Origin of the sequence: Nocardioides koreensis, from assembly GCF_039531775.1 — a bacterium.
Lineage (GTDB): Bacteria > Actinomycetota > Actinomycetes > Propionibacteriales > Nocardioidaceae > Nocardioides > Nocardioides koreensis.
The window spans coordinates 45642-66567 of record NZ_BAAAQR010000012.1 but is presented as its reverse complement, the minus strand read 5'-3'; the positions used below and the strand labels follow the sequence as shown (position 1 = coordinate 66567).

20 protein-coding genes and 3 tRNA genes are annotated in these 20926 nt (G+C 72.8%); 10 read left to right on the top strand and 13 right to left on the bottom strand.

The features are described from left to right. Nucleotides 1-174 carry a hypothetical protein gene (locus tag ABD268_RS17655; protein ID WP_344155298.1) on the top strand — a complete coding sequence of 58 codons (174 nt, stop codon included), beginning with the start codon at nt 1-3 and terminating at the stop codon, nt 172-174. Nucleotides 175-318: 144 nt separating this feature from the next. Beyond that, nucleotides 319-1563 (top strand): glycoside hydrolase family 3 N-terminal domain-containing protein, encoded by a 1245-nt coding sequence (locus ABD268_RS17650; protein ID WP_344155295.1) that lies wholly within the window; start codon nt 319-321, stop codon nt 1561-1563. 43 nt (nt 1564-1606) lie between these two features. On the opposite strand, the gene ABD268_RS17645 is transcribed toward ABD268_RS17650, so the two are convergent. The 6 genes from ABD268_RS17645 to ABD268_RS17620 form a co-directional block, all read right to left on the bottom strand. Further along, nucleotides 1607-2347, bottom strand: a complete 741-nt coding sequence (locus tag ABD268_RS17645) for a response regulator (protein ID WP_344155292.1) — start codon at nt 2345-2347, stop codon at nt 1607-1609. An 11-nt stretch (nt 2348-2358) separates the two neighbouring features. Next, complete coding sequence (locus ABD268_RS17640; protein WP_344155290.1) at nt 2359-4320, bottom strand: PAS domain S-box protein; 1962 nt, start codon at nt 4318-4320, stop codon at nt 2359-2361. 10 nt (nt 4321-4330) lie between these two features. After that, nucleotides 4331-6469 carry a SpoIIE family protein phosphatase gene (locus ABD268_RS17635; RefSeq protein WP_344155288.1) on the bottom strand — a complete coding sequence of 713 codons (2139 nt, stop codon included), beginning with the start codon at nt 6467-6469 and terminating at the stop codon, nt 4331-4333. A 37-nt stretch (nt 6470-6506) separates the two neighbouring features. Beyond that, nucleotides 6507-7913, bottom strand: coding sequence for an MFS transporter (locus ABD268_RS17630; RefSeq protein ID WP_344155285.1), 1407 nt, complete (start codon nt 7911-7913; stop codon nt 6507-6509). Nucleotides 7914-8116: 203 nt separating this feature from the next. After that, nucleotides 8117-9322 carry an endonuclease/exonuclease/phosphatase family protein gene (locus tag ABD268_RS17625; RefSeq protein WP_344155282.1) on the bottom strand — a complete coding sequence of 402 codons (1206 nt, stop codon included), beginning with the start codon at nt 9320-9322 and terminating at the stop codon, nt 8117-8119. A 186-nt stretch (nt 9323-9508) separates the two neighbouring features. After that, on the bottom strand, nt 9509-9784 hold the full coding sequence (locus tag ABD268_RS17620; RefSeq protein WP_344155279.1) for a hypothetical protein: 276 nt from the start codon (nt 9782-9784) through the stop codon (nt 9509-9511). A 208-nt stretch (nt 9785-9992) separates the two neighbouring features. On the opposite strand from ABD268_RS17620, the gene ABD268_RS17615 reads away from it, so the two are divergent. After that, nucleotides 9993-10066 (top strand) — tRNA-Arg (locus ABD268_RS17615). A 10-nt stretch (nt 10067-10076) separates the two neighbouring features. On the opposite strand, the gene ABD268_RS17610 is transcribed toward ABD268_RS17615, so the two are convergent. Together ABD268_RS17610 and ABD268_RS17605 are read right to left on the bottom strand one after the other, a co-directional pair. Further along, complete coding sequence (locus ABD268_RS17610; RefSeq protein WP_344155276.1) at nt 10077-10652, bottom strand: hypothetical protein; 576 nt, start codon at nt 10650-10652, stop codon at nt 10077-10079. Between the two features lie 10 nt (nt 10653-10662). Beyond that, a complete protein-coding gene (locus tag ABD268_RS17605) occupies nt 10663-11328 on the bottom strand; it encodes a LuxR C-terminal-related transcriptional regulator (RefSeq protein ID WP_344155273.1) in 666 nt (221 codons plus the stop codon). A gap of 105 nt (nt 11329-11433) precedes the next feature. Here ABD268_RS17605 and ABD268_RS17600 point away from each other — a divergent pair, with 105 nt between their 5' ends. The 3 genes from ABD268_RS17600 to ABD268_RS17590 are packed head-to-tail and all read left to right on the top strand — an operon-like array spanning nt 11434 to nt 14548. Then, nucleotides 11434-12495: an acyl-CoA dehydrogenase gene (locus ABD268_RS17600; protein ID WP_344155270.1), complete on the top strand. Its 1062-nt coding sequence runs from the start codon at nt 11434-11436 to the stop codon at nt 12493-12495. Continuing rightward, nucleotides 12492-13838: a PIG-L family deacetylase gene (locus ABD268_RS17595; RefSeq protein WP_344155267.1), complete on the top strand. Its 1347-nt coding sequence runs from the start codon at nt 12492-12494 to the stop codon at nt 13836-13838. Before ABD268_RS17600 ends, ABD268_RS17595 begins: the two co-directional genes overlap by 4 nt. Further along, nucleotides 13835-14548, top strand: coding sequence for a glycosyltransferase family 2 protein (locus ABD268_RS17590; RefSeq protein WP_344155264.1), 714 nt, complete (start codon nt 13835-13837; stop codon nt 14546-14548). Before ABD268_RS17595 ends, ABD268_RS17590 begins: the two co-directional genes overlap by 4 nt. Nucleotides 14549-14656: 108 nt before the next feature. Here ABD268_RS17590 and ABD268_RS17585 read toward each other — a convergent pair whose 3' ends face one another. From ABD268_RS17585 to ABD268_RS17570, 4 genes are read right to left on the bottom strand one after another with little or no spacing between them, the layout of a single operon-like run. Continuing rightward, the gene (locus ABD268_RS17585) at nt 14657-15694 is read right to left on the bottom strand and encodes an adenosine deaminase (protein ID WP_344155261.1); all 1038 of its coding nucleotides are present in this window, start codon (nt 15692-15694) and stop codon (nt 14657-14659) included. Nucleotides 15695-15707: 13 nt separating this feature from the next. After that, entirely contained in the window at nt 15708-15971 is a 264-nt protein-coding gene (locus tag ABD268_RS17580; protein WP_344155258.1) for a hypothetical protein, read from the bottom strand. A 30-nt stretch (nt 15972-16001) separates the two neighbouring features. Then, nucleotides 16002-16730 carry a DsbA family protein gene (locus ABD268_RS17575; protein ID WP_344155254.1) on the bottom strand — a complete coding sequence of 243 codons (729 nt, stop codon included), beginning with the start codon at nt 16728-16730 and terminating at the stop codon, nt 16002-16004. A 2-nt stretch (nt 16731-16732) separates the two neighbouring features. Continuing rightward, on the bottom strand, nt 16733-17212 hold the full coding sequence (locus ABD268_RS17570) for a MauE/DoxX family redox-associated membrane protein (protein WP_344155251.1): 480 nt from the start codon (nt 17210-17212) through the stop codon (nt 16733-16735). 71 nt (nt 17213-17283) lie between these two features. Between ABD268_RS17570 and orn the strand changes: the two genes are divergently transcribed. Next, a complete protein-coding gene (orn, locus tag ABD268_RS17565) occupies nt 17284-17931 on the top strand; it encodes an oligoribonuclease (protein WP_344155248.1) in 648 nt (215 codons plus the stop codon). A gap of 41 nt (nt 17932-17972) precedes the next feature. Continuing rightward, a tRNA-His gene (locus tag ABD268_RS17560) sits at nt 17973-18048 on the top strand. A 74-nt stretch (nt 18049-18122) separates the two neighbouring features. On the opposite strand, the gene ABD268_RS17555 is transcribed toward ABD268_RS17560, so the two are convergent. Continuing rightward, entirely contained in the window at nt 18123-19067 is a 945-nt protein-coding gene (locus ABD268_RS17555; RefSeq protein ID WP_344155245.1) for a pirin family protein, read from the bottom strand. A gap of 149 nt (nt 19068-19216) precedes the next feature. Here ABD268_RS17555 and ABD268_RS17550 point away from each other — a divergent pair, with 149 nt between their 5' ends. Continuing rightward, entirely contained in the window at nt 19217-20788 is a 1572-nt protein-coding gene (locus ABD268_RS17550; RefSeq protein WP_344155242.1) for a phytoene desaturase family protein, read from the top strand. A gap of 60 nt (nt 20789-20848) precedes the next feature. Continuing rightward, nucleotides 20849-20924 (top strand) — tRNA-Lys (locus ABD268_RS17545). Nucleotides 20925-20926 lie beyond the last annotated feature (2 nt).

The window sequence follows — 20926 nt, the reverse complement described above, 5'->3', positions numbered from 1 at the left end:
ATGACGAACTCACTCGCCCGCAGCACCGCCGCGCTGACGATCTCGGTCGCCGTCGCGGCAGCCGCCTCGGGAGCGGCACAGGCACGCTCGGCACCCGACCATCCGGACCGTCCGTGCTTCATCGAGCAGTCGCACTGGAACGTCGCCCTGGACTGGCCGGTGCCGCGCTGCTGATCCCGGGGTCGACCGGGGGGGCCGGGACCACGGGGGTCCTGCCCTCCCACCGGGCCTCGGCATGACAGGGTGGTTCCGACGGGCGCCGCGGTCTCGGACGGTGCACACGCAGACGTCGTTCCAGGGAGTCACTCGGTGTTGTGGATGTCGGTCCGCCTGACCATCGCGACGGCCGCCGCCGTCGCGCTGATCGCGGCGTTCACTCCCCCCTCACTCGCTCCGGTGGCCGACGTGATCCGGAGCGACGCGCCGGCCTCACCGCCACCGAGCGCGACGCCGTCCCCGCAGTCCGCGGCCGAGGACCCCCGGCCACACCGGCGCGACACGCATGCCCGTCCCTCGGCCGCCGAGCGGGTGCTGGGACGGTTGAGCCTGCCGCAGCGGGTCGGACAGCTCTTCATGGTCGGCACGCCCGCGACCTCCGCGAGTCCGCGCACGCTCGCCCAGATCAGCCGGTTCCACGTCGGCAACGTGATGCTGACCGGTCGCAGCTACGCCGGCACCCGCACGCCGGCCCGGGTCGCCGCCGCGATGCAGGCGCGCGCGACCGACCGCGCGACCGGGCACGTGCGGCTCCTCGTCGCCACCGACCAGGAGGGGGGCGCCGTCCAGGTGCTGCACGGGCGCGGCATCGACGAGATGCCGGCCGCGCTCGCCCAGGGCCGCTGGACGCCTGCGCGGCTCGAGCGGGCCGCCGGGCACTGGGCCCGGCAGCTGCGAGCCGCCGGCGTGAACCTCAACCTCGCCCCGGTGACCGACACCGTCCCCGGCCCGACGGCCGCTGCGCACAACCCGCCGATCGGCGGGTACGACCGTGAGTTCGGCTACAGCCCGCGTGTCGTCGCCCGGCACGGCGTCGCCTTCGCCCGGGGCATGACCGACCACGGCGTGCTGCCCACCGTCAAGCACTTCCCGGGGCTGGGGCGGGTGCACGCGAACACCGACGAGCGGAGCCGGGTCACCGACCGGGTCACCCGACGCCACGACCCCTACCTCGAGCCGTTCCGCCGCGCCGTCGACGCCGGCGTACCCGTGGTGATGATGTCGACGGCGTACTACTCCCGGCTGGACCGGCGCAACCCCGCCGCGTTCTCGCGGTTCGTCATCCGCACCATGCTGCGCGGCGACCTCGGCTTCCGGAAGGTCGTGATCTCCGACGACCTCGGCAGCGCCCGACAGGTCGCCCACTGGTCGTACGGCGCCCGCGCGGTCCGCTTCCTCGGGGCCGGGGGCGACCTGGTGCTCACGGTCGACCCGAGCACGCTGCCGGCGATGTACGACGCGGTGTTGCGCCGGGCGCGCACGGACCGGCACTTCCGAGAGCTGGTCGACCGGTCGGCACTACGGGTGCTCGAGGTCAAGGCCGACCGGCACCTGCTCGGACGCTGACCCGCGCCGGCTCCTCTGCGCCGCCGGCCCCAGGGGGCCGGCCTCAGTGCGGCCGGGCGAGCTCGGCCCACACGACCTTGCCCTCCCCGGGGATGATCTCGAGCCCCCACGCCGTGGTGAGCGCGGCGATCAGGTGCAGCCCGCGACCGTGCTCCTCGGTGTAGCTCGAGGGCTGCGGCTCGGGCGTCCCGGCACCGGTGTCGATCACGTCGATCCGGAACGAGGCGTCCGTGAGCGAGAGCCGGAGCCGGCACGAGGAGTTGGCGTGGGTCACCGCATTGGCGGCGAGCTCGCTGGCCACCAGCAGCGCGTCGTCGAGCAGGGGGCCGAGCCCCCAGTCGGACACCGTCTTCCGGACGAACCGTCTGGCCGCGGCGGCGCTGGTCAGCGCCTGCGGCAGGTCCAGCGTCGTCTCGTTCTCCCGCCGCCGCCCCACGGACTCCAGCAGGTCCACGAGGTGGTCCAGCTCGGCGTCCTTGAGCACGTAGCCCTCGACGTTGCTGGTGATCCAGGCGCGGTCCTCGGTGTCGCCGCCGGAGAAGACCACGACCTTGGACTGCGGGGACTGCTCGCGGATGCGGCTGAGCACCTCCCGGCCGGCGATGTCCGGGAGGCCGAGGTCGAGGACGACCACGTCCGGCTGCAGCGAGTCGGCCAGGTGGACGGCCTCGCCGCCGTCGCTCGCCTCACCGACCACCTCGAAACCGCCGCGGAAGCGCAGGGCGGTGCGCAGGAGACGACGCACGTCGACGACGTCGTCGACCAGGAGCACGCGGATGGCCATCTCCGGCCGTCCTATGGTCGCCCGGGCGACGAGGCGTCCGCCCGGGCTCGCGGCAGGGTGATCACGAACGTGCCCGAGGGCAGGTCGGGCGAGCCGGGCTCGTAGACGGCGTCCCCGCCCTGTGCTCGTGCCAGCTCACGCACGATGAACAGGCCGAGGCCGGTGCCCCCGCGGCTTCGGCCGGTGGCGAACCGCTCGAAGAGACGGCCCCGCATCGCCGGGTCGACCCCGGCACCCTCGTCGCTCACCCGGATCTCGACCCTGTCCGCCTCGGCGCGTGCCTCGATCGTGACCGGCGCGGTGCCGTGCCGCAGGGCGTTGGCGACCAGGTTGTCCAGGGCCTGCGCGATCCGGTCCCGGTCGCCGCTGACCGCCAGGTCCGGGGGGACCTCGACGTGGATCCGGGCCTCGGGATGGGTCGACTGGACCCCGCCCATCGCGTCCGCCACGACATCACCGACGAGGACAGGTCCGCTCTGCATCTCGAGCGCGCTGGCCTGCAGCCGGGAGGCGGTCAGCAGGTCCGCGAGCAGCCTGCGCAGCCGGGCGGTGCTGCTGTTCATGGCGCCCAGCAGGTCGTCGCGCTCCTCGTCGGTGAGCTGCTGCCAGTGTCGGGAGAGCGTCTCCGCGGAGCCGCCGAGGACACCGATGGGGGTGCGGAGCTCGTGGGCGGTCACCGCCAGGAACTGGGACTGCTCCTCGGCGGCCTTCTCCAGCCGTCGGTTCAGCGACTCCAGCTCGTCGTTCGCGGCCCCGAGCGCTGCGACGGCCTGCTCACGCTCCTGCTCCAGGCGCCTGCGCTCGCTGTTGTCGCGGGTGACCTTGGCGAAACCGACGTGCTCGCCGTCGTCGTTGAGCACCGCCGTGATCAGCACGTTGGCCCAGAACCGGGAGCCGTCCTTGCGGACGCGCCAACCCTCTTCCTCGTAGTGACCCTCGCGGAGCGCGATCTCGAGCTCGTGCTCCGGGTGTCGTCGCGCCTGCACCTCCGGCGGGTAGAAGACCCGGAAGTGCTGGCCGATGATCTCGTCGGCGGTGTAGAGCTTGCTGCGCTGGGCGCCGGCGTTCCAGCTGACGATGATCCCGGTCGGGTCCAGCATGAAGATCGCATAGTCCTCGACGGCCTCGACGAGCAGCCGGAACCGCTCCTCGCTCCTGCGGAGCGCCTCGACCGCAGCGCGCTGGGCCGTGGTGTCCTCGACCTGGACGAACAGGTAGAGCGCCCGGCCGCCCGAGTCGCGCACGGGCGCCAGCGTGGCCCGCACCCAGCGCTCCGGACCCTCGCCCGCCAGGGCGTGCTCCAGCCGGACGACGTCGAGGGGCTGCTGCCGGATGTCCTCCAGCAGGCCGGTGACGAGGTCCCCCCGGCCATCGGTGAGGTCCCCGTAGAACCGTCCGACCAGATCCGGGGCCGACTGCTGCACCAGGGCGGCGAGCGCGCGGTTCGCCCGCACCAGTCGGCCGGTCAGCGTCATCGTGGCCATGCCGATGGCGGCCTCCTCGAAGACCTCGCGGAACCGCTCGAGGTGCTCGTCGAGGACGCGCTGGTCGATCTCCACCTCCGGTCGCTGGGCCGCTCCCCAGTCGTCGGTGACCGGGCGGTCGACCAGCGCCAGCAGCCGGTCGACGAGCGTGTCCACCGGGACGGACTTCTCGATGAAGGCGGCGGCACCCAGCTGGGTCGCCTTCTCGGCGAGTCCCTGCTCCTCGAAGCCGCTGAACAGCACGACCTTGGTGCCGGGCGAGGCCTCGAGGACCCCCGGCAGCGCCTCCAGCCCGTCGACGCCGGGCATCGAGACATCGAGGAGCATCAGCGCGGGCGCGTGCTCGCGTGCGAGCTCGACCGCCTGCTCTCCGTCGGCGCCCTCGCCGACCACGTCGAACAACCCCGAGACCCGCAGCCGCGTCTTCATCAGCAGGCGGACCTCGGCCGCGTCGTCGACGATGACGACGGTGGGGACGTCGGCGCTCATCCGCCCCTCCCTACCTCGTACGCCGTGCCAGCAGCACGGCGACGTCGTCCTCGCGGGTGTGGTCGCGCACGTTCTCGACCAGGTCCTCCAGCGCCGCGTCCACGGCCCGGTCCGCCAGCGCGGTGATCGCCACCAGGGCGCGGCGCTGGCCGTCGTCGATGTCCTCCTCGCGCCGCTCGATGAGGCCATCGGTGAAGGCCACGAGGGTGTCGCCGTCACGGAACCCGATGACCATCGACTCCCGCTCGCCGTCGCTGACCCCGAGCGGGGGTCCGTCCGCGGACGGCAGCTGCTCGGCCGTCCCGTCCTTGCGCAGCACGACGGCCGGTGGGTGTCCGGCGTTGACCAGGACCAGCTCGTCGCGCTCAGGATCGGCCACGCCGTACACCAAGGTCACCAGCTGGGCCATGTCATAGGTCGCGAACAGCAGGTCCAGCTTGCCGAGCACGACCTCGGGGGTGGGGTCCACGGCGATGTAGGCGCGGATCGCGGCCCGCATCTGCGCCATCGAGGCCGCCGCCGTCACGCCGCGTCCCATCACGTCACCGACGAACCAGGCGAGCCGGCCGTCCGGCAGCGCGACGGCGTCGTAGAAGTCGCCCCCGACCTCCGTCCTGCCGGCGGGGCTGTAGTGGCTGGCGATCTCCCAGCCGGGCACGTCGACGGCGAGCGCGGGCAGCACGGCCCGCTGGAGCCGGACGGCGGCCTCCAGGGTCTCGCTGTGCAGCTGGGCGTTGTCGATGGCGATCGCGCCGCGTCGCCCGAGGTCCTCCGCGAACGCGACGTCCGAGTCGGTGTAGCGGCGCTCGGACTCGGCACACACCCAGGTGATGACGCCGAGCACCCGGCCGCGCGCCACCAGCGGCACGACCAGGGCACTGCGCAGAGCCAGCTGCCTGGCCAGCCGCAGGTGCTCCTCGTCCTTGGCCGCGGCCAGGATCATGTCGTCGGTGACCTCGGGGATCAGCAGGCTCTGGCCGGTGCGCATGACCTCCCAGGCGCCGCCCGCGGCGTCCCGGTCGGACGGGTAGCGGCGTTCGAGCTCGTGCGCGAGCCGCACCTTGGCCGGGTCGACGTGCTCGACCGCCAGGCGGTGCAGCCGGTCGTCCTCGACCACGTCGATGGCGCACCAGTCGGCGAAGGCCGGTACGGCGAGACGGGCGACGTTCGCGAGCGTCGCCTCGTAGTCCAGGCTCTTGGACAGCTCGATGGAGGCGTCGGCGAGGAAGCGCACCCGGGCCGCCTGCTCGGCGGCCTCCTGCTGGGCCCGGATGCGCTCCAGGGCCTGGGCGCACGAGTCGGCGATGATGCCGAGGAACTCCAGCTCGGCGTTGTCGAACTCTCGCCGGCCCGGGAACGACAGGGTGATGACACCCACGGCGCGCCCGACCACCCGCAGCGGCAGGCAGACCATCGAGCGCTCACCCTCGGCCGCGAGCTCGAGGTCCGGGTAGCGGGCCCGGAGAGCCTCCTGCCCCGTGAGGACGAGCAGCTGGCCCGTCCTCGCCACGTCGCTGGCCGGGTTGTGGTCGTGGATGGAGTAGCTCGCCCAGCGCTGCGCCGCTCCCTCCGGGCCGCCGCGCAGGCCGACCAGCGCCAGCGAGGAGTCGTCGCGCACGAGCGAGACCGAGGCCACGGTCGCGCCCGCGGCGTCGGCGACCTGGGTGATCACCACCTTGGTGACCGTCTCGATGTCCTCGGCGGTCCCCAGGTCCGTGCCCACGCGGGCGAGCCGGGTCAGCCGGTCACCGAGCCGGCGTACCTCACGACCGGGGCCGCGGTCGAGGTCCGAGTCGTCGATGACGCAGACCACGCCGACCACCTCGCCGTCGCGGCGCAACGGCGAGCAGCTGATCTCGGCGGCACGCACCGAGCCGTCGACCCGCCGCACGTCGAGGCGGCCGGTCCAGTGCCCACCGCCCAGGGCCTGCCGCTCGATCTCGCGGAAGCCGGCGTGCTCGTCCTCGGGCAGCAGGCCGCTGACCAGGCTCAGCCGGGAGAGGTCCTCGCCGAGGAAGCGGTAGAGCCGACGCGCGGTCGCGTTGGCGAAGATGATCTGACCGGCGGTGTCGGTGGCCAAGGCCGCCTCGTCCAAGCCGTTGAGGTGATCCAGGTCACCGACCCACGACGGAACTCCGGGGATCGGCACCCGACCATCATGTCAGAGGAGGCCCTCCCGGACGGCCTTACCCGGACGTCGCCGCCTCGGTCGGCGGCGGGGTCTTCGGGAGGAACGCAGCCGCTGCCAGGCCCCCGAGCCCGATCACGCCGAGGACGACCATGGCGAGCCCGTACGAGCGGTCGGGCGTCGCCGTGATGCCGGCGACGAGGATGGTGCCGGCGACCGCCGTACCGAGCGAGGACCCGAGGTTGGACACGCTGCGCGACAGGCCGGAGATCTCGCCCTGCTGCGCCTCGTCGAAGCTCGACTGCACCACGTTGACCGAGGGGGTCAGCATGGCTCCCACCCCCAGCCCGATCAGGAAGAGTCCCGGCGCGAACGCCCAGGCGTTCGGGTTCCCGATCACCATGGCGAGCAGCACCGCGATGCCGGCGACCGTGATGGCGAAGCCCGCCACGATGAGGGTGCGCTGGGCGCGACGCCTGGCGAGCCGCGCGGCGGCCAGCGACGAGGTCAGCAGGCCGATCGTGGCCGCCGTGAAGATGATGCCGGTGTCGATGGCGTTGTAGCCGCGCACGACCTGCAGGAACGCGGACACGGTGAACGACGCCCCCATCAGGATCAGCCACTGGACGTTCTGGGTGACCATCCCGATGTTGGACGCACGGTTCCGGAAGAGGCTCAGCGACAGCAACGCCTCCGTGCCCTGGCGCTCCTTGGCGCGCATGGACAGGAGGAACCAGGTCAGGACGAGGCCCCCGGCGACCATCAACGCGAGCATCAACCAGATGTTGTTGTCGGCCGCCAGGATGCCGGAGACGAGCAGGATCAGGCCGACGGCGGACAGGACCGCCCCGCCGGTGTCGAAGGGGCGCGAGGGATCCGCCGGCGCCGGGTCCTCGATCCGGCGGCCCAGGAGCACGATCAGCCCGATCACCAGGGCCTGGAAGACGAAGGAGGCCCGCCAGCTGATCGCCGTCGTGATCAACCCACCGATCAGCGGACCCGCGGCGGCGCCGATGCCTCCGGCCGCGTTGATGGCGCCGAAGGCACGAGCCCGCGAGGTGACGCCGGTGAACATCATCGTCGCGAGGATGTAGACCGGTGGGATCAGGAGCGCGGTCCCGACACCCTCGAGGATCGAGTTGCCCAGGATCAGGACCCCCAGGCCCGGCGCCGCGGCACTCATCAGCGCGCCCACGGCGTACACGACGAGTCCGACCTCGAAGCACCGCTTCCGGCCGTACTTGTCGGTCAGCTTGCCGCCCGGGATCATCAGTGCCGCCATCACCAGCAGGAAGATCGTGATCGCCAGCTGCACGCCCTGGACGGTCGTGTCCAGGTCCTCGCTGATGTCGTTGATCATGACGTTCATGTTCGAGCCCGCGAAGCTGCAGATGAACTGCGCCAGCGCGAGTGGCACGAGCACCCCGCCCAGGGCGCTCGACCTCGGACCTGCCTCGACAGCCATGGGCCGGCTCCCTCCGCGTGATGACGTCGCCTCTCTGCCACCGGCGCGCCGGGACCCCGGAGGCCCACCGCTGCGGACGGGTCGGCGTACAGGCTCTCGATGCTGTCTTGCCGGGCAACGCGGGATGTAGGGGCGAACGTCCCAGGGGCCGGGCCCGCGTCAGCGGCGGTGGACTGGGACGGAGAGCGAGGCCCGGTCGGAGGTCAGTGCACGGTGGCCCGGGCCCACACCAGGGGATGGTCCGACGTGCGTGCGACCAGGTTCCTGCGGAGGCGGTGGAAGTCGGCGAAGTCGGTGTCGCGGGTTCCGACGATCCAGTCGACCCCGGGCCGCGGGGCGAGCCGGCAGCCGGTGCTCGTCAGCCGGCTGCCGTCGGCGGAGGCGACGCCGGCGCCGCGGGCGAAGGGACAGAAGAACGCGTCGCGGTCGTTGAAGTCGCCGGTCACCACGACCGGGGTGCCGTTGGCGTGCAGGCGGTTGACCAGGGCGACCTCGCGGCGTACTGCCTCGTTGCGCCAACGCTGCGCGGGGCCGTGGGCATCGGCGGGGTTGTGGAAGTTCGCGAACCACACCAGCTGGCCGGTGGCGACGTGCCGCAGCAGCACGTACGGCATCGGCACGGGTCGGCCACCGAAGTAGGGGATGTCCAGGGTGTGGGTCTCCACGCGATGCCAGGTGCTGGTGCGCCAGGCGATGGAGTTGACGCCGGCGCGGGTGCCCAGTCCCGGCCAGGCCCGCCAGCCGTTGGCGACCCGGTTGAACACCTGGATCTGCGGCGGCTGGAACTCCTGCAGGCCGGCAACGGTGATGTCGGCGTCGTCGAGGAGCTGCACCGCCCACGGGGTGCGGGTGGCGCCGGTGGCGAATCGGGGCCGCTGGCTGCGCGGCCCCGTGTGCGAGGCGCCGAGGGTGTTGAACGACGCGACCCGGAACGTCGCCGCCTTCCCGTCCGATGCGGCCTTGCGCGCCGGTGAGCTCTTCTGCCGGACTCGCGCCTTCGTGGCGGTCTGGCTCACCGCGGCCGCTGGGACCACCCTGCTCACGGTGCTCGGGCCGGCCTGGGCCTCAGGGGTGCGGGTGCGGCCGGGCTCGCCCACCTCCGTGGCCGAGCTGGTGACCGGCCGGGGCGCCGTGCTCAGGGTCGGCCCGGAGCGCCTCGGTTGAGCCGGCGGCAGCGCCGACGGGGCGGCCGCGGGCCGGTCGTGCGGCTGGACGGCTGTCGGGACGTCGTGGCGCGTCGGTCCGCCCGCGGACTCGAAGGGGGTGTCCAGGCCGGGTCCCGGCAGCCCGAGCGCCACGCCGGCGACGGCCACCGCGGCAGCGGTCGGTACGACCAGGACCAGGGCTCGGAACCGGCCCCGCGACCTGGCTCGGCGGTGGTTGTGCGATCGAGGGGTCTTGTCGGTCACGCCCCGGGACGGTACGGGAAAGCGACCGCTCGAAGACCGCGTCGTCTACCAAGTTGGGGAGCCGACGGTGCGGCCTCGGCCGAGACCGTGATGCACGTCTCGTTCCGGCCCTGGCGGGCACACAGCCGGCCCGTCTCCCGTCCACGTCATCGCGCGACGGTGCCCACCGACACCCTGTCCCGCGGCTCAACCGAGCGGATCGAGGAGCCCGGCCGGCAGCCACTCCTCGACGACGACCCAGTCGCCGGCGTGATCCCGGACCGGTCGTACGACACGGGCGTGCCAGCCGTCGGGGCGCTTGCGCCACTCGAGCAGCAGACCCGGGACCCTGCCTTCGGCACCGGTGACCCAGCAGTGCTTGACCGGGACGGCCGCGACCGCCTCGGCGGCCTCCGCGGCCTCGGGCTGGCTGGAGCGAGCGACCCGGTCGGCCATCGAGCCGTACGTGCCTCGCTTGTTCATCCCGCCCGCCATGACTCCTATGATGCCGCATCGTCGAACAGATGTTCGAGGTGGTCGCGGGTCCCGGACGAGGTCGCGCCCTGTGGAAGCCGCACATCGGGAGGTGACCGGACAGACTGAGGCATACTGTCCCGCGGGTCGGACATCGGCCGGGTGAACTACACGGGGGTCATCCCCGTGTCAGTCCGGACGGCGTCTCCGATCCCCCGCCCCTGTAGCTCAGCTGGATAGAGCAAGAGCCTTCTAATCTCTAGGTCGCAGGTTCGAGTCCTGCCGGGGGCGCCGGGTCCTCCTACGTGTCGTAGTCCAGCCCGTCCCACGGCTCGTAGTAGGCGATGAAGTCACCCGGCTCGATGTTGATGTAGTAGGAGCCGTCGTCGTACCGACCGACCTTCCAGCCGAAGGTCACGCCGTCCACCTTCTCGGTGAAGGGCTCGACCTCGATGGGCTCGAGGACGTAGTCGCCCAGCTCGGCCAGCCGCTCGGCGACGAGGTCGTCCGCGCCGGCCGGGCCGGCCTGCCCCGGGGGCAGCCCGTCGGGTCGCGGGACCTCGTCGACCCGGATCTCGTCGAAGGTGCCGTCGGCCCTCCACAGGAAGAGCCCGACGTACGCCGTACCTGCGTCCGGCGCGGTCCCGAAGCTGAACAGCTCCTCGCTGAGGAAGAACTTGCGACCGTCCGCCGCGGTCCCGGCGTACGGGACGTGGTAGTCGTCGGGGACGATCGTGAAGCGTTCGGGCACGCCCTTCGCAGCACCGCCTCGTCGTGGCTCGCTCGAGGGTGCTCCACCCGCGTTCCCCGACGGCGACGCACACGCGGCGAGCATCGCGGCGACCACCAGTGCCAGGAGGACCGGTGGCCGACTCATCGCGCGCAACCTACTGGTCGGTGCAGGCGGTCTCCACGACGCGGAGCCGGTCCGGCTCGAAGCCGTGCTTCATCCCCCACACCACTGCCTGCGACCGGCGGGTGGCACCGATCTTGCGGTACGCCGTCCGGATGTAGGTCTTCACCGAGTTGATGCTGAGGTAGCTGCGCTCCGCGATCTCCTGGTTGCTCAGGCCCTGGGTGATCAGCGCCAGCACCTCGGCCTCGCGCTCGGTCAGGCCGAACTCGCGCCCCGGCCACACCCCCGCGCCGCGGTCGACCGGCTCGTGCTCGGCGGGTACGACGACCTTCCCGGCCTGCACCTGCTCGAGCGCCTCGACGATCTCGTCGGCCCCGACCCCCTTGGAGAGGTAGCCGGCCGCACCGTGCTCGATCGCGCGCTCGACGAGATCGGGCTGGAGGTTCCAGCTGAAGATCACGACCTTGGCACCGCTGTCGCGGACCAGGTCCTGCAGGTCGACTCCGTCGCCCTGCACCTGCCCGAAGGTGTCGTAGAGGATGACGTCGACGTTGCTCACGACCGGCAGACCGGAGTCGAGCTCCACCACGGTGACGCGTTCGTGGTGCGGAGCCAGCATCGCGGCGACGCCTGCGACCACCATCTCGTAGTCGTTGACGATCGCGAGCCGGATCGGGGTGTTGTGGTCGGGGGCCATGACATCACACTATTTCACCCGGGCGGAGGAGGCGACGGGTTGCCCTGATCTCCTACGGTGTCATGCCACCCGGAGCGGGTCGGCGACCCGACAGTGAGGACCTCCGTGCCCGACGAACAGACCTGGCCCGTGACGCTCCGGCGGGAGTCGGGCCTGGTCGCCGCGTCCCTGGCCCTCGTGGCCGAGGCGGCACGCGAAGCGGCCTCCGACCTGCCCCACGCCGGGATCGAGCTCGCGCGGAGCTGGGGCAACCAGCTGCCGCTGCCGGGGCGGGGATCCACCACCGAGCTGTGGGAGGCCCTGGCGACGGTCGCTGCGAGCGACCTCTCCGTTGCGCGGGCCATGGAGCCGCACGTCGATGCCCGCGCGATCCTCGCCGAGTCCGGGGCACCGTCCCCGCCGGAGGACACCTGCTGGGGCGTCTTCGCCGCCGAGGGCCCCGGGGTCCGGCTCGAGGCCGTCCGGTCGGGTGACGCCTGGCTGCTCGACGGCACCAAGCCCTGGTGCTCGCTCGGCGGGGACCTCAGCCACGCCCTGGTGACGGCGTGGGTCGACGACGGCACCCGCGGCCTCTTCGCGGTCGACCTCGGCCGCGACGGCGTACACCCCCTCGACGGAACCTGGCACGCCCGCGGGCTGCGCGACATCCGCTCCGGGCCGGTCCGCTTCGACGCCGTGCCGGCGCAGCCCGTCGGGGAGCCCGGCTGGTACCTGCGCCGCGACGGCTTCGCGTGGGGCGGCATGGGCGTGGCCGCGGTCTGGTACGGCGGCGCGGTGGGCGTCGCCCGCCGCCTCCTGCGACAGCCGGGTGACCGGGCCCCCGACCAGGTGGCCCACCTGCACGTGGGCACCGTGGACGCCGCGCTCACCGGCGCCCGAGCGGTGCTCGCCGACGCCGCGCGCCGCGTCGACGACGGCGACGCCGCCGGCGACCGGGGCGCCCTCCTCGCCCTGCGCGTGCGGCAGGTCGTGGCCGACGCGGTGGAGCGGGTGCTCACCGCAGCCGACCACGCGCTCGGCCCGGGCCCGCTCGCGCTCGAGCCCGAGCACGCCGCCCGGGTCGCTGACCTGCGCCTCTACGTCCGACAGCACCACGCCGAGCGGGACGGCGCCGCCCTCGGTGAGCGGGTGCTCGCCGCCGTCCCCACGGACGGGCCACCCTGGTGACCGCCTCGTTCACCCACGACGGCGCCGGGACCGACGCCGACTCCTGGCGCCGGCACCCGCGCTGGGGAGCCGTGCCGGAGCTCCACCTGGTCAACGGCGAGGTCCCGTGCTCGCGGCTGGTCGTGGTGGCCGCCCACCCCGACGACGAGAGCCTCGGCGCCGGCGGCCTGATCGCCACGGCCGCGGCCTCCGGCCTCGCGGTGTACGTCGTGCTCCTCACCGCCGGCGAGGCGTCCCACCCGGAGTCCCCCACCCTGGCCCGGCACGCGCTGGCGACCCGGCGGCTGGCCGAGGCCGAGCGTGCCCTCGGGATCCTGGCCCCCGAGGCGCCGCTGGTCTTCCTCGGCGCCGGCGACGGCGGCGTGTCCGACGTCGAGGCCGAGGTGACCACGAGCCTGGTCGACCTGATCGGCGACGGCCGGAGCACGCTGCTGGCCGCCCCGTGGCGCCACGACGGCCACCCCGACCACGAGGCCGCCGGCCGGGCGGCCGCCGCGGCGGCGCTGCGGACCGGCGCCCGGCTGGCGGAGTACCCCGTCTGGATGTGGCACAAGGACCGGCCCGACGACGCCCCTTGGCCCCAGATGCGCCGGCTGGACCTCTCCCCCCAGGTGACCCAGCGCAAATGGTTGGCCATCCACGCGCACGCCACCCAGGTGCAGCCGCTGTCGTCCCTGCCCGAGGACGGGGTGCTGCTCCCCGGCAGGGTCCTGGCCCACTTCAACGCCCCGGTGGAGCACTTCGTCACCGAAGCGGCCCCCGCCGACGACGCGCTGGACGAGCTGCACCGCGCGGAGGCGGACCCGTGGGGCGTCGACGTGCGCTGGTACGAGGAGCGCAAGCGCCACCTCACCCTGGCCGCGCTGCCGAGACCCCGGTTCCGGCGCGCGCTGGAGATCGGCTGCTCGCGCGGCGCGCTGGCCGAGCAGCTCGCCGCGCGCTGCGACGAGCTGGTGGCGGTGGACCGGAGCCCGGCCGCGGTCGCCGAGGCCCGGGCCCGCCTGGCCGACACCCCCGACGTCCGGGTCGAGGAGTGCGACGTGCCCGGAGACTGGCCCGCGGGCCGCTTCGACCTCGTCGTCGTCTCGGAGACCGGCTACTTCCTCAGTCCCGGCAGCCTGGACCGGTTGATCGCCCGGATCAGCGACTCGCTGGAGCCCGGCGGCACCGTGCTGCTCTGCCACTGGCGGCACCGGGTCGAGGGCTGGGTGCTCGACGGTCCCGACGTGCACGAGCGCTTCCGGGACAGCCCGCTGCCCCCGGAGATGGCGCACTACGAGGACCGGGACGTGGAGATCTCGGTGCTCTGCCCCGCGGCCCAGTGGCCCGAGCCCTCCACGTGACGACGTCGTCCGCGGCGTACCAGCTCGTCCACGTGCTGGTGCCCGCCCACGACGAGGAGGACCTGCTGCCGGCGTGCCTGGACTCCGTACGCCGGGCCGGGGAGGCGCTGCGGCGGGCCCGGCCGGAGCTGCTCATCCGGGTGACCGTGGTCGCCGACCACTGCTCCGACGACACCGTCGGGGTCGCCGCGCGGGCCGGGGCCGATGTGGTGGAGGTCGTCGCCGACTGTGTCGGCCACGCCCGCCGCGCGGGCGTGCACCGGGTCACCGAGCTCAGCGCCGGGGTCCACCAGCAGCGGGTGTGGCTGGCGAACACCGACGCCGACACGGTCGTGCCGGAGCACTGGCTGACCCGCCAGCTCGACCTGGCCACCGAGGGCTTCGCGATGGTCGTCGGGTCGGTCCGCCCCGAGAGGCGCGGCCTGGAGCCCCGCCTGTGGCGGGCCTGGCACGACCGCCACCGCCTGCACGAGGGCCACCCCCACGTGCACGGGGCGAACCTCGGCCTCTCGCTCGACGCGTGCCTGCGGGTGGGCGGCTTCCCCGCCGTGCCGCTGCACGAGGACGCGCTCCTCGTGGAGGCGGTGCGGTGCGCGGGCTTCCCGTGGCTCGCCACGACCACCACCGCGGTCACGACGTCCGCCCGGCGCCGCGGCCGCCTCTCCGGCGGTTTCGCGGACTACCTCGACGACCTCGACGACCTGGCGTGACGAGGGCAACACCGGCGCGGATGGTTGAACCCGGTGCCCGGGTGGGTAGAACAGGGTCGGCCGCGCCAAGTATGAGTTGGCGCGGCCGATGCCATTTCCGGCCCCGGCTCAGTCCGCGACGTACTCGTCGATCTCCGCGAGGATCCGCGCCTGCACCTCGTCGCCGGCGTACGACGCCCGCACCGCCGCGCGCGCCAGCTCGGCGAGCCCGGCCTCGTCGAGGTCCAGCAGGTCCGCCGCGATCTCGTACTCCCGGTTCAGGTCGGTGCCGAACATCGGCGGGTCGTCGGAGTTGATCGTGACCGTCACCCCGGCGTCCCGGAAGGCCCGGATCGGGTGCTCGGCCAGGGTCTCCACCGCACGGGTGGCGATGTTGGACGAGGGGCACACCTCGAGCGGGATGCCGCGCTCGGCGAGGTGGGCCAGCAGCTCCGGGTCCTGCGCCGAGGAGGTGCCGTGGCCGATGCGCTCGGCGCCGAGCAGGTTCAGCGCGTCCCACACCGTCTGCGGGCCGGTGGTCTCGCCCGCGTGCGGGAGGCTGCGCAGCCCCGCCGCCCGCGCCGCCTCGAAGTGCGGCTGGAACTGCGGGCGCGGGACGCCGATCTCGGGGCCACCGAGCCCGAAGCCGATCAGCCCGTCGGTCGGGTGCTCCAGGGCGTACTCGAGGGTCTTGTCCGCGGCGGGGAGCCCGGCCTCGCCGGGGATGTCGTAGATCCACCGCAGCACCAGCCCGAAGTCCCGCTCGGCCGCCAGCCGGGCGTCCTCGATGGCCTCGCTGTAGGCCTCGATCGGCATGCCCTTGCCGTCCTCGTGCGGCCGGACGGAGGTGTACGGCGTGCAGGTCAGCTCGGCGTAGCGGAGGTTCTGGCCGGTGACCATCTCGCGGGCCACCTCGTAGGTGAGGTAGCGGATGTCCTCGGGGGTGCGGATCAGGTCGACCACCGCGAGGTAGACCTCCACGAAGTGGGCGAAGTCGCGGAACTCGTAGAAGCGCTTCAGCTCGTCGAGGTCGCTGGGGACGGTGCCGGGGTGACGGGCGGCCAGCTCGCTGACGATGCGGGCCGAGGCGGAGCCGACGTGGTGGACGTGGAGCTCGGCCTTGGGCAGGCCGGCGACGAACGCGGCGAGGGGATGCTGGGTGCTCACCCGGTCGATGATGTCAGCGCACGAGGAGGAAGTACGAACCGACGGCGGCGGGCAGCAGGCCGAGCAGCAGCCACGGCGAGAGCACCGGCTTCTCGTTGATGATCCGCACCCCTGCCATGGCCATCAACCCGACCACGCCGGCGATGCCCAGCAGCCCGGGCTCGGCCCCGGCGCGGTCGACGGACCCGGCCAGCACCGAGAGCCCGCCGGCGAAGATCGTCGCGACGGTGAGCAGCAGCGCGGACATCACCCAGCGCTGGACCCGCTCGACCTGCATGGCGTGAGCCTAGGCCGTGCCGGCGCCCGGCTACTGCAGCTGCGCGAGGAGGTTGTTCGCGAGGTCGTCGACGGTGCGGCCGTCCTGGAAGACCTTCCCGTCGAGCAGGATCGTCGGGGTGCCGCGTACGCCGGCGTCACTGGCCGCCGCGCTGGCGTCCTCGACCCAGGCCTTGCCGGTCCCCTGCGTGATGTCGTCGCTGACCTGCCCCTCCTCGGCGCCCGCCTCGACGGCCTTGTCCACCAGCCAGCCGGTGTCCGGGTACGGGCCGGCCTCCTCCGGCTGGTTCTCGTAGAGGAGGTCGTGGAACTTCTTCGCGACGTCGGGACCGGAGGCGTCGAGGACGACCTTGAAGGCCGCCGCGGCGTTCGCCGAGTAGTCGGTCTGCAGCAGGTTGAACGGGCGGTACTCGACGTACACCTTGCCCTCGTCGGCGAGCGTGGCGAGCTCGCTGTGGGTCGCCTTCTCCAGCTCGCCGCAGTAGGGGCAGAGGAAGTCCTCGTAGATCACCACCGTGTGCGGCGCGCTCTTGTCGCCGATGGCCACGCCGTAGTCGCCGCTGCCCGCGGCGGGTGCGGCGACGTCGGTGCTGGTGTCCCGTGCCCGGTTGATGAGGAAGCCCCCGACCACGATCGCGAGGATGACCAGGACGACGCCGCCGATCATCAGCGTCGCCCGGCGCCGCTCCTGGCGCCGCTGCACCTCCAGCGCCGCGGCGGCGCGCTCGGCGCGGGTCTCTCGGGCCGACTGCTTCGACATGCTCAGCGTCCTTCGGGGGCGGGGGTGGTGGTGGCTCGGAAGATCAGGTTGTCCACGGCGAGGCGGGTCCGGCCGACCCACACCAGGTAGAGGGAGAGGAGCAGCAGCCCGACGTCCCGCGCGATCTCCCACGGGTACTGGGAGGCGGCGTCCGGGTCGAAGCCGCCCCCGCCGAAGCACCCGCAGTCGATCGTGATCCCGCGCGCCCAGACCGAGATGATCCCCACGATGAACGCGAGGTAGAGCACGCTGGAGACGACGGCGGCCCCGCGGGTCAGCAGGCCGAGGACCAGCGTCAGGCCGACGACGATCTCGACGATCGGCAGCAGCTGGCCCACCGTGGGCACGATCGCCGACGGCAGCAACTGGTAGGCCCGGACGGCCTGCACGCTGGTGGCCGGGTCGGGCAGCTTGATGGCGCCGGCGACGATCCACACGACACCGGTGACCAGGCGGGCAACGACGCCGAACCACTCCTTCACGTCACCGACCCTAGACAAGGGGACTTAATCGCGGCTGAGAGTGGCCCGGCGTGGCGCAGTAGGGTGCCCTCGTGAACGAAAGACTCGTCTGGATCGACTGTGAGATGACCGGCCTCGACCTGAAGGCGGACGCGCTGATCGAAGTTGCCGCGCTGGTCACCGACTTCGACCTGAACGTGCTCGGGCACGGCATCGACCTCGTCGTCAAGCCCCCCGCCGAGGCGCTGGAGCAGATGAACGACTTCGTGCGCTCCATGCACGAGACCTCCGGGCTCCTCGCCGAGCTGGACCACGGCATCACCATGGCCGAGGCCGAGGAGCGGGTGCTGGCGTACATCCAGGAGCACTGCCCCGACAACAGCCGTCCGCCGCTGGCCGGCAACACCGTGGCGACCGACCGGGCGTTCCTGGCCCGGGACATGCCGGAGCTCGAGGCGTTCCTGCACTACCGGATCGTCGACGTCTCCTCGATCAAGGAGCTGGCGCGGCGATGGTTCCCCCGCGCCTACTTCCAGGCGCCGGCCAAGCGTGGCAACCACCGGGCGCTCGCCGACATCCAGGAGAGCATCGAGGAGCTGCGCTACTACCGCGAGGCGGTCTTCGTGCCCTCCCCCGGACCCGAGACCGTCGCGGCCCGCGAGATCGCGGGCCGGCACGGCGGTTCGCTGACCGGCCTGACCGGGGCAGAGCCCGATTCCGGGAAATCCCGGCAGGACTAGTACACTCATCCCCGGTCCCGGCACTGCCGGGATCTGCCTTGGTGGGTATAGCTCAGCTGGTAGAGCGCCGCGTTGTGGTCGCGGATGTCGCGGGTTCAAGTCCCGTTACTCACCCCACGTGAAGAACAGGCCCCTCCGGTCACCCGGAGGGGCCTGTCTCGTCTGCGACGAGATGGGTCGTGACCTGCGGGTCAGCCCGGGATGTGGCCGAAGACGCCCTTCTGGAAGTCCTCGTAGGCCTGCAGCACCTCGGCCTTGCTGTTCATCACGAACGGGCCCGCCCACGCGAGCGGCTCGCGGATCGGCCTGCCGCCGACCACGATCACGTCGAGCCGGGGCGACCGGCTCTCCTGACTGCCGTCCGCAGTCACGGTGAGGTAGTCCCCCGCCCCGAACACGGCGGCCTGGCCGGTGTGCACCGGCGTCCCGTCACCGACGGTGCCGTGGCCGTTGAGCACGTAGACCAGCGCGTTGAAGTCGACGTCCCACGGCAGCTCCAGGCGGGCACCCGGCTCGAGGGTCGCGTGCACCAGCGACATGGGGGTGTACGTCGATCCCGGTCCGGCGTGGCCGTCCACGGAGCCGGCGATGACCCGCACCAGCGACCCCGCGTCGTACGACGTGAGCAGCGCGACCTCGCCGGAGCGCAGGTCCTGGTACTGCGGGTCGTTCATCTTGGCGTCGCGGGGCAGGTTCACCCAGAGCTGGATCCCGTGGAACAGGCCACCCTGCTGCACCAGCCACTCCGGCGGGGCCTCGATGTGGAGCAGGCCGGAACCCGCCGTCATCCACTGGGTGTCGCCGTTGGTGATGGTTCCGCCGCCCCCGTGGCTGTCCTGGTGGTCGAAGACGCCGTCGATGATGTAGGTGACGGTCTCGAAGCCGCGGTGCGGGTGCCAGGGCGTGCCCTTGGGCTCGCCGGGGGCGTACTCCACCTCGCCCATCTGGTCCATCATCACGAACGGGTCGAGGTGGGCGAGGTCGATGCCGGCGAACGCGCGCCGCACCGGGAACCCCTCGCCCTCGAAGCCCTGGGGCGCGGTGGTGACCTGCCAGACGGGCCGGGGCTGGTCGCCCAGGCCGGGGCGGCGGACCCGGTCCAGCACGGTCAGGTCGGGAACGGTGATCGCGGGCATCGGGCCCACCTCCTGGGGGGGTGTTTCTCGGCACCTCCCCCAACGGTAGTTGAAGATTGGATATTCCGGCAGTGGGGTCGGACACGATCGGGAGCAACGCCGGTCCGACGAGTTGCCCCGTGGGTCGCGGGGGCGGCTAGGTTGGCTCGGTGACTTCGGCGAAGAAGCAGTACGACGTGGTGGTCGTCGGCGGCGGGCACAACGGACTCGTCGCCGCGACCTACCTCGCCCGCGCGGGCCTCTCGGTGCTCGTCCTCGAGCGCCTCGACCACACCGGCGGCGCGGCCGTCTCGGCCGAGGCGTTCCCGGGGCGGTCCGCACGCCTGTCGCGCTACTCCTACCTGGTCTCGATGATGCCGACCCAGCTCATCGAGGAGCTCGACCTCGACGTCCGGCTCGCGTCACGGACGACGGCGTCGTACGCACCGGTCGTCCGCGACGGCAAGCCGACCGGGCTGCTGGTGGAGCGACCCGAGGGTGACGCCACCCGGCGCTCGTTCGCCGAGCTGACCGGCGGCGACGCGGAGTACGACGCCTGGCGCGAGTTCTACGCCGACGTCGCCGAGCTGGCCCACGTGGTGGCACCCACGCTGCTCTCCCCGCTGCCGACCGAGCGCACGATCCGCGACCAGGTCGACCCCGGCATCTGGCGCGACCTGGTCACCCAGCCGCTCGGTGCGACGATCGAGCAGCGGTTCAGCGACGACACCGTCCGCGGCGTGGTGGCCACCGACGGGCTGATCGGCACCTTCGCCTCGGTGCACGACCCCTCCCTCGTGCAGAACCGCGCCTTCCTCTACCACCTCATCGGCAACGGGACGGGCGAGTGGCGGGTCCCGGTCGGCGGCATGGGTGCCGTCACGGACGCGCTGGCCCGGGCCGCCGCGAAGGCGGGCGCCGAGATCGTCACCTCGGCCGGCGTGAGCGCCGTGCGGGACACCGGCGACGGGGCGGAGGTGACCTGGCACGACGGCGGCCGGTCGCACACGGTCACCGGGCGGCACGCGCTCGCGAACGTCGCGCCGTGGGTGCTGCGGATCCTGCTCGGCGACGGCGAGGACCCCGACGGCAAGCCCGAGGGCTCCCAGCTGAAGATCAACCTCCTGCTGGACCGGCTGCCGCAGCTGAAGTCGGGCGCCGACCCGGCCGTCGCGTTCGCGGGGACCCTCCATCTCGCGGAGGACTACAGCGCGCTCGAGGCGGCGTACGCCGACGCGGCCGCCGGGCGGGTGCCCACGAGGCTGCCCGGCGAGGTCTACTGCCACTCGCTGACCGACCCCTCGATCCTGGGCGACTCCCCCGAGGGCACCCACACGCTGACCTACTTCGGGCTGCACACCCCGGCCTCGCTCTTCGCCGAGGACCCCGAGCGCACCAAGGCGCAGGCAGTGGCCGCCGCGCTCGCGTCGATCGACGAGCACCTCGTGGAGCCGATCGAGAGCTGCCTCGCCCGGGACGCGAACGGGAACCCCTGCCTCGAGGCCAAGATCCCGCAGGACGTCGAGAGGGACCTGGCGATGCCCGGCGGGCACATCTACCACGGCGAGCTGGACTGGCCGTGGGCCTCCAACCGGGCGCGCCTGGAGACGCCGGCCCAGCAGTGGGGCGTCCAGACCGACGCGCCCTCGGTGCTGCTCTGCGGCTCGGGATCGCGTCGTGGCGGCGCGGTCTCCGGCATCGGCGGCCACAACGCGGCGCAGGCGGTCCTCGCCGCTCGCTGACCCTGCCCGATTTTTCTCCGGAGCCCCGCCGCTGCTAGAGTTCCACTCGCTTCACCGCACGCGGCATTAGCTCAATTGGCAGAGCAGCTGACTCTTAATCAGCGGGTTCGGGGTTCGAGTCCCTGATGCCGTACCACC

Excerpts from the sequence above, each read along its gene's own strand:
- ABD268_RS17650 (WP_344155295.1), top strand. The coding sequence starts at position 319 with ATGTCGGTCCGCCTGACCATCGCGACGGCCGCCGCCGTCGCGCTGATC.
- ABD268_RS17575 (WP_344155254.1), bottom strand. The coding sequence starts at position 16,730 with ATGTCGAAGCAGTCGGCCCGAGAGACCCGCGCCGAGCGCGCCGCCGCG.
- ABD268_RS17655 (WP_344155298.1), top strand. The coding sequence starts at position 1 with ATGACGAACTCACTCGCCCGCAGCACCGCCGCGCTGACGATCTCGGTC.
- ABD268_RS17620 (WP_344155279.1), bottom strand. The coding sequence starts at position 9,784 with ATGAACAAGCGAGGCACGTACGGCTCGATGGCCGACCGGGTCGCTCGC.
- ABD268_RS17640 (WP_344155290.1), bottom strand. The coding sequence starts at position 4,320 with ATGAGCGCCGACGTCCCCACCGTCGTCATCGTCGACGACGCGGCCGAG.
- ABD268_RS17580 (WP_344155258.1), bottom strand. The coding sequence starts at position 15,971 with ATGCAGGTCGAGCGGGTCCAGCGCTGGGTGATGTCCGCGCTGCTGCTC.
- ABD268_RS17645 (WP_344155292.1), bottom strand. The coding sequence starts at position 2,347 with ATGGCCATCCGCGTGCTCCTGGTCGACGACGTCGTCGACGTGCGTCGT.
- ABD268_RS17605 (WP_344155273.1), bottom strand. The coding sequence starts at position 11,328 with ATGGCCCCCGACCACAACACCCCGATCCGGCTCGCGATCGTCAACGAC.
- ABD268_RS17610 (WP_344155276.1), bottom strand. The coding sequence starts at position 10,652 with ATGAGTCGGCCACCGGTCCTCCTGGCACTGGTGGTCGCCGCGATGCTC.
- ABD268_RS17630 (WP_344155285.1), bottom strand. The coding sequence starts at position 7,913 with ATGGCTGTCGAGGCAGGTCCGAGGTCGAGCGCCCTGGGCGGGGTGCTC.
- ABD268_RS17555 (WP_344155245.1), bottom strand. The coding sequence starts at position 19,067 with ATGCCCGCGATCACCGTTCCCGACCTGACCGTGCTGGACCGGGTCCGC.